We start from the raw sequence: 12,788 nt of genomic DNA, 5'->3' as shown, positions 1-12,788 counted from the left end.
CCATAGCCTGTTTCTCCTCTTTGTTGTTAGCTGTTAGTTAGCTGTCAGTTAGCTGTTGGCGACGATCAGGCGACTGCCCTGCACTTCCACGATCCTGAAACTGCCCGCTTCAGCCAGTGCGCCGGGGCCGAGTTGCACATCCCAGGGCGCGCCGCGGTACATGACGCGCGCCTTGCCGTCGGTCCAGGTGGCGACGACGACGCTCTGGCCGATGTCCATGTTCACGTTCGGGTCGCGCGCGGCATCCTGGCGAGCGGGCGCGCCGAAGCGGCTGCGGTGCAGCAGCCCGGTGGCGATCACGCCGACCACGGCGGCGGTCAGGATCTGGGCCGGCGTGCTGTAGCCGATCGACGCCGTGATCGCGCCGCACGCTACGCCGATGGCGATCATCAGCAGGTAGAAGGTGCCCGTGAAGAGTTCCAGAATTACCAGTGCGCCAGACAGCGCCAGCCACCACGTCCAGTCAGCCATGACACTCCTCCAAAAGGGACCGCAAGTTGTAAAAAACAAAAACCCCCGTGGCCCGGGATGGACGACGAGGGTGCGAATCTGTTGAAAAGTCGGTTTTTATAATGGGTTTGTTGGATGGACTTTAATGCGCTTAGTCTAGCCGGTTCTGGGAAAGTGTCAACTACAGATTACCGCGCCTGGTCGCCTCAGCCCACCTTGAGCGACACTTCCACATCGCCCGCAAACGGCACCGACAAAAAGCCGCTGGCGGGCGCGCGCACGTAGGCCAGGTATTCCGGGCTGTCGTCGGCGTTGTCGGCGATGATCAGGGCGCCCGGCCGCAGGCGTCCTTCCAGCAGCGCCAGCACATCGCGGTACAGCGCCTTGGCGCCATCGAGCAGCAACAGGTCGACCGGGTCGGGCAGGCCGGCCGCCAGGGTGCGGAGCGCATCGCCTTCCCGGATCTCCACCAGGTCGATCAGGCCGCCTTCCGTAAGGTGCTCGCGCGCCTTCGCCACCTTGGACGGCTCGAATTCGCTGGTGATCAGGCGCCCGCCGCCGTTGTCGCGCAGGGCGGCGGCCAGGTGCAGGGTCGAGATGCCGAAGGAGGTGCCGAATTCGACGATGGAGCTGGCCCGCGTGCTGCGCGCCAGCATGTAGAGCAAGGTTCCGGTGTCGCGCGAGACCGGCAGCCAGAGCTCCTTCAGGCGGCTGTAAAACTCCACGTAGCCGGTTTTGCTGAGCATGAGACGCGCGCGCTCTTCCTGCGACATGGCGGCCAGCGCGGGGCTGGTGGCCGATGCCGCCTGGGCGAACAGGCGCTCCAGCAAGGCCGGCAGCGGAGCGGTAGTCAATGTATTGGTCATGGTGTGTCCGATCCGAATGTGGACGCGCTCGGCGCCCGGTTAAAAAATGCGACTGCTTCGTCGTGTTGTTATAATATGAGGAATCAGTCACATTTTCTAATCGCATTTTTTTGCGCTGCCAGGGTACCCATGAGCAAACGTCCGACCCCGCAAATCTCCTCGCGCAAGGCACCCAAGCAGGCCCGGTCGACCGAACTCGTGTCGGCCATTCTGGAAGCGGCTATTCAGGTTTTGGAGCAGGAAGGCGCGCCGCGGTTTACGACGGCGCGGGTGGCCGAGCGGGCGGGCGTGAGTATCGGCTCGGTGTACCAGTATTTCCCGAACAAGGCGGCCATCCTGTTCCGGCTGCAAAGCGACGAATGGCGGCAGACCACGGACATGCTGCGCACGATCCTGGAGGAGCGGGACAAGCCGGCGCTCGAACGCTTGCGCGCGCTGGTACACGCCTTCATCCGTTCCGAGTGCGAGGAAGCCGGCATGCGCGTGGCGCTGGGCGACGCGGCGCCACTCTACCGCGATGCGCCGGAAGCGCAGGCGGCGAAGACTGCGGGGGGCGACATCTTCCAGGACTTCATGCAGGAACTGCTGCCGCATGCCGCTCGCGCCAGCCGCGCGCTGGCCTGCGACCTGGTCACCGCGACAATGAGCACCGTGGGGAAGGATTTTTCGGAAAGCCCGCGCAGCTTGCCGGAAATCGCAGCCTATGCCGATGCCATGGCCGACATGTTCTGCGCGTACCTGGAGCGGCTGGAGGGGGCTTGAAACTAAAAACCCGTCGTTTCCGCAATTGAGGGAAACGACGGGTTCGATGGTCGCACCGGCGCAGTCACGCCGGGTAGCGATGTATTACAACGAGGCCAGCTTCTGCCAGGTATCGATCACCGAATCGGGATTCAAGGACATCGACTCGATGCCTTCGCCCATCAGCCATGCCGCAAAGTCCGGATGGTCCGACGGCCCCTGGCCGCAGATGCCGATGTACTTGCCCTGCTCGCGGCAAGCCTTGATGGCCATCGACAGCAGCGCCTTGACCGCCGGATCGCGCTCGTCGAAGTCGGCCGCCAGCAGCGCCATGCCCGAATCGCGGTCCAGGCCGAGCGTGAGCTGGGTCAGGTCGTTGGAACCGATCGAGAAACCGTCGAAGTGCTGCAGGAACTCGTTGGCCAGAATCGCATTCGACGGCACTTCGCACATCATGATCAGGCGCAGGCCGTTTTCGCCGCGCTTCAAGCCATTCTTGGCCAGCAGGTTGACCACTTTTTCGGCCTGGCCGAGGGTACGCACGAACGGCACCATGATCTCGACGTTGGTCAGGCCCATGTCGTTGCGCACGCGTTTCATGGCGGCGCATTCCATCTCGAACGACTCGGCAAAGTCCGGCGACAGGTAACGCGCGGCGCCGCGGAAACCGAGCATCGGGTTTTCTTCATCCGGCTCGTAGCGCGAACCGCCGATCAGCTTCTTGTACTCGTTCGACTTGAAGTCGGACAGGCGCACGATGACCGGCTTCGGCCAGAACGCGGCGGCAATCGTCGCAATCCCTTCGGCCAGCTTGTCGACGTAGAACGCCTTTGGCGAAGCATGGCCGCGCGCGACCGATTCCACCGCTTTTTTCAGGTCGGCATCGATGTTCGGATACTCGAGAATCGCTTTCGGGTGTACACCAATATTGTTATTGATGATGAACTCCAGGCGCGCCAGGCCCACGCCGCCGTTCGGAATCGACTGGAAGTCGAAGGCCAGCTGCGGGTTCCCGACGTTCATCATGATCTTGGTGGCGATCGGCGGCAGTTCGCCGCGCGCCACTTCCGACACTTCCGTTTCCAGCAAGCCGTCGTAGATCATGCCCTCGTCGCCTTCGGCGCAGGAGACGGTGACCAGCATGCCGTCTTTCAGCGTTTCGGTGGCGTCGCCGCAACCGACAACGGCCGGCACGCCCAGTTCGCGCGCGATGATCGCCGCGTGGCAGGTACGCCCGCCACGGTTGGTGACAATGGCCGATGCGCGCTTCATCACCGGTTCCCAGTTCGGGTCGGTCATGTCGGCCACCAGCACGTCGCCCGGCTGCACCCTTTCCATTTCGGACGGATCGTGAATCACGCGCACGCGGCCCGCGCCGATCTTCTGGCCGATGGCGCGGCCCTGCGCCAGCACCGTGCCGCTGCCTTTGAGCTTGAAGCGCTGCTGGGCGTCGGTGGCTTTTTGCTGCGACTTGACGGTCTCGGGACGCGCTTGCAGGATGTACAGCTTGCCGTCGCGGCCATCCTTGCCCCACTCGATGTCCATCGGACGGCCGTAGTGGTTTTCGATGATGACGGCGTACTTGGCCAGTTCCACCACTTCTGCGTCGTTAAGCGAATAACGGTTGCGCATTTCGATCGGCACGTCGACGGTCTTGACCGAACGGCCGGCCTTGGCCTCGCTGGTAAATTCCATCTTCACCAGCTTGGAGCCGATATTGCGGCGGATCACAGGCGACTTGCCCCGTTCCAGCATCGGTTTGTGTACATAGAATTCGTCGGGATTGACCGCGCCCTGCACCACCGTCTCGCCCAGGCCATAGCTGGAGGTGACGAACACCACGTCCTTAAAACCCGATTCGGTATCGATCGTAAACATCACGCCGGCGGCACCCAGGTCCGAGCGCACCATGCGCTGCACGCCGGCCGACAGGGCCACTTCGGCGTGGGTAAAGCCCTTGTGTACGCGGTAGGAAATCGCGCGGTCGTTGTACAGCGACGCGAACACGTGCTTCATGGCTTCGAGCACATTGTCGATGCCGACCACGTTCAAAAAACTCTCCTGCTGGCCGGCGAACGAGGCATCAGGCAAGTCTTCGGCGGTGGCCGAGGAACGCACGGCGAACGACATTTCGACTTCGGAATCGGCCACCAGGCGCGCGTAGAAGGTGCGGATTTCGTCTTCCAGGCGGGCCTGGAACGGCGTTTCGACGATCCATTTGCGGATCTCGGCGCCGGCAACGGCGAGCGAGCGCACGTCGTCGATGTTCAAGCCTTCGAGACGGGTCGCGATACGGTCGCCGAGCGACGGGCCGCCGTCGATGCCATGCGCGAGGAAGTCGCGGAAGGCGTCGGCCGTGGTGGCAAAGCCGCCCGGCACGCGCACGCCGGCGCCAGCCAGTTGGCTGATCATTTCGCCGAGCGAAGCGTTCTTGCCGCCGACGGATTCGACATCCGTCATGCGCAATGTTTCGAACGATGCCACGTAGACGCCAGTGCGATCCGGTTCCTTCAATGCTGCGGTAGACAAGTTGGTCATGACAAACACCCTTACTGATAGTAGAAATCTGGTCGCAGGGCGGAACTGACTATGTTTTCTTGTTATTCTTGGGGCCGTGCCGCACAATTGATGCGTTGCAGAGCATTTTACAGCTTGCGCCGCGAATTTACAGCGCACAACTTGAAACATTGGCAGCACAGGAAGCCGACACGACAAATATGACCACAGAACCACGCCCACCCCTGCCCACCTCCGCCCGGACCGTGTTTTTCGTTTCCGACGGTACAGGTATTACCGCAGAGACATTCGGCCACGCCGTCCTCACCCAGTTCGAAATGCGTTTCCGCCAGGTACGCCTGCCGTTTATCGATACGCTCGACAAGGCGTACGACGCGGCGCGCAAGATCAACGAGGCCTTGACCACCGACGGCCAGCGCCCGATCGTGTTTTCGACCCTGGTCAAGCCCGACCTGTCGAACGTGATCCGGCAGTCGCGCGGCATGCACATGGACTTGATCCAGACTTTTGTTGCCCCACTGGAACAGGAACTGGGCGTCAAGTCGACCCACACCATCGGGCGCTCGCACAATATTGTCGACAGCCAGGAGTACAAGAACCGCATCGAAGCGATCAATTTCTCGCTGGCGCACGACGACGGGCAGTCGCACAAGAACCTGTCGGCCGCCGACGTGATCTTGGTGGGCGTGTCGCGCTCGGGCAAGACCCCGACCAGCTTGTACCTGGCGATGCAGTACGGCATCAAAGCGGCCAACTATCCGCTCATTCCCGACGATTTCGAGCGCGGCCGTCTGCCCTCGTCGCTGCCACCGTTCCGCGACAAGATTTTTGGCCTGTCGATCACGCCGGAGCGCCTGTCCGAAATCCGCCATGAGCGGCGCGCCGGCAGCAAGTACGCATCGATCGAGAATTGCCGCTACGAAGTCAACGAGGCCGAGCTGATGATGAAGCGCGAAGGCATCCGCTGGCTGTCGTCGACCACCAAGTCCATCGAGGAAATCGCCACCACCATTTTGCAGGAAATCAAACCGGATCGGCGCGAGTATTAATTCATGAGTGAAGCTGAAAGCAAGAAGATCGATCCCCTGGCCGATGGCGCGGCCGATGGCGCAGCCGGACCCGTGGCCGGCGCGGCGCCCGATGCGGCGCAGGAAAAGATCTCGGAATTCCTTGATCGCAACCTGAGCGCGCACGACAAGCTCGAACGCGCGCGCATGGAACTGCTCGACCTGTCGGCCCGCAACCGGCTGCTGAACATTCCGCGTTCGGCCAAGTCGACCCGCATCATCGACGTGATCGACGAGCGTTCGAGCGATATTTTCCGCATGCTGGTCACGGAAAACCGCGCGCTCACCTTCCTGCCCGGGCACAGCGCGGCCTTCGTGGCCACCGCGGCGCAGCTGGCCGAAGACGCCGGCGTACACGACGAACTGGCCCAGCCCGACGAGGAAGTCGATGAAAACGGCGTCATGCTGCGCCATAACGACACCAAGCTGCAGACCAAGCTGACCTCCAAGGGCCTGCAAAAGCGCCTGCTCGACCTGTACAACGACGCCCGGACCTTGGAAGAAGAACAGGGCGTCAACATCCTGTACCTGACGCTCGGCACCCTGAAATGGATCGACCCGGCCAATGCCAGGAACATCCGCTACGCGCCGCTGATCCTGATACCGGTCAGTCTCCAGCGCGGCAACGCGGCCGAACAGTTCAAGCTGCGCTGGCGCCAGGAAGAACTGTCGGCCAACCTCTCGCTCGAAGCCTTTTTGCACCGCGTACACGGCATCACCCTGCCCGCCTTCGAGACCGGCGACGACTTCAACCCCACCGCCTACATCAACGAGGTGTCGCAAGCGATCGCCTCGAAAGAAAACTGGAAGGTGCTCGCCGACGACGTGGTGATGGGTTTCTTCTCGTTCGCCAAATTCCTGATGTACCGCGATCTCGATCCGTCGGTGTGGCCGGTGCAGCAAGGCCTGCTCGGCCAGCCGCTGATGCGCGGCCTGCTGTCGGACGGCTTTAGCAGCGACACCTTGACGATCCCGGACGGCACCCCGATCGACGCCGTCATCCCGCCTTCCGAACTGCTGCACATCGTCGACTGCGACAGCTCGCAGGCGCTGGCCGTACACGACGTGCGCAGCGGGCGCAACCTGGTGATCCAGGGCCCGCCCGGCACCGGCAAGTCGCAGACGATCGCCAACATCATCGCCTCGGCGGTCGCCGACGGCAAGAGCGTGCTGTTCGTGGCCGAAAAAATGGCCGCGCTGGACGTGGTCAAGCGCCGCCTCGATCATGCCGGCGTGGGCGACGCCTGCCTCGAACTGCACAGCAACAAGGCCAACAAGCGCGTGCTGCTGGAAGAACTGCGCCGCACCGCCGACCTGGGCGCGCCGCGCGGCGAACTGCCCGCCACCCTCAACGCGCGCCTGCAACTGGCGCGCGACACCCTCAACGGCCATGCGGACCGCATGCACGCCGAGCATCCGGTGGCGCGCCTGACGCCCTACCAGGTGATCGGCCACATCACCGAACTGCAGCGCCAGCGCGTGGCGCCTTTGAACAACCCGTTCGACCAGCCCGAAACCTGGACGCCGGACGAACGCGCGCAGCGCTACCAGTTGGTGAGCGAACTGGCGCAGCGCCTGGCCGAGATGGGCCTGCCCTCGCAGCACCCGTGGCGCGGGGTGCGCATGACGAATATCTCGCCGACCGAAATGGAGCGCCTCGCCCAACGCATCACGCGCGCCAGCGGCGGCTTGTCGGAACTGGCGGCCAGCCAGACTACCCTGGCCGCCGCGCTCGACATGGGCCCGCCCGACAGCTGCGCCGATTTTGCCGGCATCGCCGACATGGCGCAGCGCGTGGCCAACGCGCCGCGCCTGTCGCGCCAGGCCTTGTCGTCGCCCGTGTGGACCACGCAGCGCGAAGACATGACCAACCTGGTGGAACAGGGCGCGCAGTACGCGCAACTGGTCACCTTTTTGGAAGGAAAAGCCACGCCCGACGCCTGGCATCTCGACCTGAAACCGGTGCGTCAGGCGCTGCGCCCCCTGCCGGCCGGGATGAGCGACGCGGCTTTCGGGCGCCTGGCGCGCCTGGCGGTGCAGTTGCCGACGCTGCTGCAAGACACCGAACGCCTGCGCGAACACCTGGGCGCCGCGGCGCGCACAGACACCTTGTCCGAGATCGGCAAGGCCCTGGTGCTGGGCCAGCGCATCGCCTGCGCGCCGGACGTCAGCGCCGAGGTATTGTCGGCCAGCGTCTGGGACCACGGCATCGAGCAGGCCGCCGACCTGGCCGAGGCGGTGGCCACCTTGCACGAGGCCCGCACCTGGCTGGCCGACAAGGTGCTCGACGAAGCCTGGGACCTTGACCTGAGCGGCGTGCGCCAGCTACTTGCCATCCACGGCAGCAGCATGCTGCGCTTTTTGCGCGAGGACTGGCGGCGCGCCAATGGCCTGATCAAATCGGTGCTGCGCAATCCGGACATTGAGCTGGTCAGCCAGATCGACATCCTGGACCGTCTCTCGGCCGGCCAGAAAACCATGCGCTTCTTGCGCGAGAACGAGCAGCTCGGACGCACCGCCTTTGGCGGCGACTGGCGCGCCGAGCGCTCGTCGCCGGCGCCGCTGCGCGCCCTGGTGGCGTGGATGCGCACCCTGCGCGGCATGGGGCCGGAACCGCGCCTGATCGCCGCCAGCGTGAGCGACCGCCCTGCCCTCGGCGTGCGCGTGGACCACGTCCAGCGCTCGCTCGAGAACACCTTGACCCTGCTGCGCGACTGCTGGAACGACTGCGGCGCGGCGATCCGCCACATGTTCCCCGACATCCTGACGGTCGAACATGCCAACCTGGCCGAAGTAGGCACCTTTGTCGTCGCCCTCGACGCGGCCCTGGGCACGGTGCGCAGCGCGCTGGCGTTCCGGCCGGCCCATTTGTCCGACCTGCTGCCGGTGCTGGACGCCCTGATCACGGCGCAGCGCATCGCGGCCAGCATCGACGACGCGCGCGTGCTGGGCGAACAGGCGTTCGGCTCGCACTGGCAAGGCGCGGCCTCGGACTGGAGCTTTTTGATCGGCGCGGCGCAATGGATCAACGCCAATCCGGCGCTGCCGGCGATGGTGGCGCGCCACGACGACCGCAACCTGCCCTTGCAGCGCGCGCTGGCGCTGGAACAGGGCTACATCGCCTGGAACAACGAACTCGAAGGCTTGTTCGAAACGCTGTGCGCCGACGCCCAGTCGCTGTTCGGCACCGACAGCGCGGCACAGGTGCCGATTGCCGACCTGCTGGTGCGCTTCGCCGACTGGATCACCTACGCCGAGCAGTTGTCGCGCTGGGTCACCTGGCGCGAGCGCAGCGGCATGGCGCGCTTGATGGGCATGGCGCGCTTCGTCGACGAGATGGAAAGCGGCCGCCTCTCCACCGGCGCGGCGCCGGCCTCGTTCAACATGAGTTACTTCGAAGCGCTGTACGCATCCCAGGTGCGCGCCGAGCCGGCCCTGGCCAGTTTCGACGGCCAGGTGCATGACAGCGAAGTGCAGCAGTTCGTGCAACTGGACCACCAGCGCATCAGCGCCGCCGGGCTCCAGGTGGCGCGTGCGCACTTCCAGCGCATTCCGCAAGGCGGCAGCGCGATCGGCCCGCTGGGCGTGCTGCGCGGCGAACTGGCGCGCCGGCGCGGCCACATGCCGATTCGCCAGTTGATGCTCAAGGCGGCGCCGGCGATCCAGGCGATCAAGCCGGTATTGATGATGAGCCCCTTGTCGGTGGCGCAGTTCCTGCCACCGGGCTTGCTCACCTTCGACCTCTTGGTGATGGATGAAGCGAGCCAGATCCAGCCGGTCGACGCCCTCGGCGCGATTGCGCGCTGCCGCCAGGTGGTGGTGGTGGGCGACGAACGCCAGTTGCCGCCGACGCGCTTTTTTGCCAAGCTGACCGACGACAATGCCAGCGAGGAGGAAACCGACGGCGGCGAAGCGCAGGTGTCCGACATCGAAAGCATTCTGGGGCTGTTTACCGCGCGTGGCCTGCCGCAGCGCATGCTGCGCTGGCACTACCGCAGCCGCCACCAGTCGCTGATCGCGGTATCGAACAGCCAGTTCTACGAGAACAAACTGTTCATCGTACCGAGTCCGTACACGCAGGAAGCGGGCATGGGCCTGTCGTTCACACACGTGGCGGACGGCGTTTTCGACACCGGCAATACCGGCACCAACGAGCAGGAAGCGAAGGCGGTGGCCGAGGCCATCATGCGCCACGCGCTGCAGTCGGCGCAGCATTCGCTGGGGGTGGCCACCTTCTCGGTGGCGCAGCGCAAGGCCATCGAAGACCAGCTGGAAGTGCTGCGCCGCGCCGACCAGCGCGCCGAGAGCTTTTTCCAGTCGCATCCGAGCGAGCCGTTTTTTATCAAGAACCTCGAAAACGTGCAGGGCGACGAGCGCGATGTGATCCTCATTTCGGTCGGTTACGGGCGCAATGCCAACGGCACGGTACACATGCGCTTCGGACCATTGAGCGCGGACGGCGGCGAACGACGCCTGAATGTCCTGATCAGCCGCGCCAAGCGCCGCTGCGAGGTATTCGCGTCGATCACCGATGAAGACATCGACCTCGAACGCGGCAAGGGCAAGGGTGTGCAGGCCTTCAAACTGTTCCTGCGCTATGCGCGCACCGGACAGCTGGGCATGGCCGTACGCAGCGGGCGCGATTACGACAGCCTGTTCGAAGTCGAAGTGGCGAACGCACTCCAGGAGCGCGGCTTCGAGGTCCATCCGCAGGTGGGCATCGCCGGCTTCTTCATCGACCTGGCCATTCCCGACCCGGATCGTCCGGGGCGCTACCTGCTGGGGATCGAATGCGACGGCGCGGCGTATCACTCGTCGAGTTCCGCGCGCGACCGCGACCGCCTGCGCCAGGCGGTGCTGGAAGACCACGGCTGGATCATCCACCGCATCTGGAGCACCGACTGGTTCCAGCGCCCGCAGGAGCAGCTGCAGCGCACCATCGCCGCCATCAACGAAGCGCGCAAGACGCTCGACCTGCGCGCCGAAGAAAGCAAGAAGCTGCACAAGCCGCCACCGCCGCAAGGGGTGCAGATCGAACGCGAAATCCTCACCGAAGTGGCGATCACGCCGGCCGAGGAAGCGCCGCAGCGCAGGAACCGCTATGTGGAAGCGGTGCTGGTAAAACCCGCCGGCGACTACGAACTGCACGACGCGCCGCTGGACGTGCTGGTCGACCTGGTCGAGCAGATCGTCTACATCGAAGGTCCGGTGCATCTGGACGAAATCGTGGTCCGGCTGCGCAATACCTGGGGCTTGCAGCGGGTCGGCCCGCGCATGGCGGCGGCCACCGAGCGCGCAGTCGATGCGGCCGTGGCTCAGGGCCTGGTGGCGCGCCTGAACGGCTTTGTGTGGAAGCCGGGCAGCCCGGTGACGCCGCGCGACCGCACCTTTGTCGATTCGGAGGGGCTGCGCCGCGCGGACATGCTGCCGCCAAAAGAGATTGAGGTGGCCATCATCCAGGTGGTGGAACGCCACTTCGGCGCCAGCCAGGAAGAGATTGTGAAGGGGGTGCTGAAAATGTTCGGATTCAAACCGATCCAGGGACCGCTGCGCGACGCGGTGCAGATGCGGCTGAACCTGATGGTGCGCGAAATGGTGCTGGTGGCGAGCGGGCCGGTGCTGGTGCTGTCGGACCACGTGCGCTCGCTGTAGGGCGTGGACGCGCATGCGAATCGACAGCCGGAGGGCGACACGGCAGCTGTGGCGACTGCGCGCAGCGCTGTTCCGCGGGCGTTCAAGGTCATCTCGGCCGGCCAACACCGCATGTCGCGACGAATCCGTCGCTGACCTGAAAGAAGCTGCATGAACACGCACGCCGAAAGCACGTCCACTTCACTGGCGCACCAACCGAAGTACCTTCCCTGGTATTTCCACGTCGGTTTGATGCTGTTCCTGCTGGTCACGGCGTACTTTATGCTCGTAAAGCTGGGCGGGGGGATTTTTTTGGTGGTGGGGTCGGCTATTTCTCCCGGCATCATGCTTGCCGTGGCAGGAAAGGGCAACCGCTGGCTGTTCTCGGCAATTCTTTTCCTTGCCAGTGTGCTGGGCTTTGCGGCCGTCGTGGGAATGTCGAGCTTGGGTAACATGACAATGGGCCTGGTTCCATGTCTGCTGTGGTGCATCGCGGTGTCGCTCTGGCCTGCCCTGCTCCTGTGGGTCGCGCATTGGCTCAATCGGCGCCGACGAGGGCGGGCGGCAACAGAGACCAAGGTGACAGACACGGTAACCGACGCATGAGTCATGCATGCGTGGCAGAGTTCGCTCTATCAATAGTCAGTCCGAGAGGCTCCGACGCTGTGGCTGAAAGTGCTGGGAAATGGGCCAAAAATCCTGATCGTCGCGATCACCACAAGATCACAGCCCAAATTCCCTTTGTAAATGTGCGGTCAGATTCAGCATGTCGGTGTAAGCCACCGGTCCAAACTCCGGATCGGATTTTTCCAAATATTGTCCTGGCGTGAGATCTTGCGCCCGCGCGAGTTGTTTGACTTCGAGCATTTTTTTCGGACAAATCATCCAATTCGTCGTATCCGGGAAACTGACCCGTTGATGACCTTCCATTGCCCACTCTACATTTCCTTGATAACGCTTGACTGCATCTTGAATTTTGTTAATCACATCAGCTATTTCGTGTTCGAATCGAAAGCTTGCATAAGGCGGACGCCCTGAACGATCTTCACTGGATGGCGGACTTCCCTTAATAGAAAAGGTGGGATAACGTGTTTCAAATTTCGCCCACGCCAGCTCACCCAGCTGTTCAATGCAACCAATTAATTCGCGGCCGTTTACTGTGTCAGACATTCTTTGCACCTCGATTATTTTTGCTGGATTGTTATGCCGTCCGGGTTAATATTCTTCATGTGTTGCAGCCAGTCTCCCTTGGGGATCGGATTCTGCGACACACGTGGATCATAAACATATTTCCCATCCGAGAATACTTGATGGAAAGATTGCCCCGGTTCCATCGTCTTATTTTCGTAGACGTTCAAGTTATTTTTGGTTGCTGGTCGCACCTCTAATGTAACCAATCACCTCCCCGCAGACAATTTTTCTGCCTGGAAACTCAGTTCAATGTATGATGTGCAATCTTGTTAAAAAAGCCCACGCCTCTCACTGATTTCGACCTGCGCCAGATGGATGAAGAATG

8 protein-coding genes are annotated in these 12,788 nt (G+C 63.2%); 4 read left to right on the top strand and 4 right to left on the bottom strand.

From position 1 onward, the window contains the following. Positions 1-48: 48 nt before the first annotated feature. Both F1735_RS24030 and F1735_RS24025 read right to left on the bottom strand, forming a co-directional pair. Entirely contained in the window at positions 49-471 is a 423-nt protein-coding gene (locus F1735_RS24030) for an NfeD family protein (RefSeq protein ID WP_167239271.1), read from the bottom strand. Between the two features lie 185 nt (positions 472-656). Beyond that, positions 657-1,316, bottom strand: coding sequence for an O-methyltransferase (locus F1735_RS24025; RefSeq protein WP_167239270.1), 660 nt, complete (start codon positions 1,314-1,316; stop codon positions 657-659). A gap of 129 nt (positions 1,317-1,445) precedes the next feature. Here F1735_RS24025 and F1735_RS24020 point away from each other — a divergent pair, with 129 nt between their 5' ends. Next, complete coding sequence (locus F1735_RS24020; protein ID WP_167239269.1) at positions 1,446-2,078, top strand: TetR family transcriptional regulator; 633 nt, start codon at positions 1,446-1,448, stop codon at positions 2,076-2,078. 84 nt (positions 2,079-2,162) lie between these two features. Here F1735_RS24020 and ppsA read toward each other — a convergent pair whose 3' ends face one another. Then, positions 2,163-4,517, bottom strand: a complete 2,355-nt coding sequence (ppsA, locus tag F1735_RS24015) for a phosphoenolpyruvate synthase (protein WP_229505930.1) — start codon at positions 4,515-4,517, stop codon at positions 2,163-2,165. Between the two features lie 257 nt (positions 4,518-4,774). Here ppsA and ppsR point away from each other — a divergent pair, with 257 nt between their 5' ends. From ppsR to F1735_RS24000, 3 genes are all read left to right on the top strand, one after another. Beyond that, positions 4,775-5,623, top strand: coding sequence for a posphoenolpyruvate synthetase regulatory kinase/phosphorylase PpsR (gene ppsR / locus F1735_RS24010; RefSeq protein WP_166878825.1), 849 nt, complete (start codon positions 4,775-4,777; stop codon positions 5,621-5,623). A 3-nt stretch (positions 5,624-5,626) separates the two neighbouring features. Further along, positions 5,627-11,293, top strand: coding sequence for a DUF3320 domain-containing protein (locus F1735_RS24005; RefSeq protein WP_167239267.1), 5,667 nt, complete (start codon positions 5,627-5,629; stop codon positions 11,291-11,293). Between the two features lie 150 nt (positions 11,294-11,443). Next, entirely contained in the window at positions 11,444-11,878 is a 435-nt protein-coding gene (locus F1735_RS24000; protein WP_167239266.1) for a hypothetical protein, read from the top strand. 117 nt (positions 11,879-11,995) lie between these two features. On the opposite strand, the gene F1735_RS23995 is transcribed toward F1735_RS24000, so the two are convergent. Beyond that, positions 11,996-12,442, bottom strand: a complete 447-nt coding sequence (locus tag F1735_RS23995) for a hypothetical protein (protein ID WP_167239265.1) — start codon at positions 12,440-12,442, stop codon at positions 11,996-11,998. Positions 12,443-12,788 lie beyond the last annotated feature (346 nt).

Origin of the sequence: Massilia genomosp. 1, from assembly GCF_011682185.1 — a bacterium.
GTDB classification, from domain to species: Bacteria; Pseudomonadota; Gammaproteobacteria; order Burkholderiales; family Burkholderiaceae_D; genus Telluria_A; species Telluria_A rubra.
Note: the sequence above shows the minus strand (reverse complement) of the source record. Positions and strands in the feature narration are given on the sequence as shown.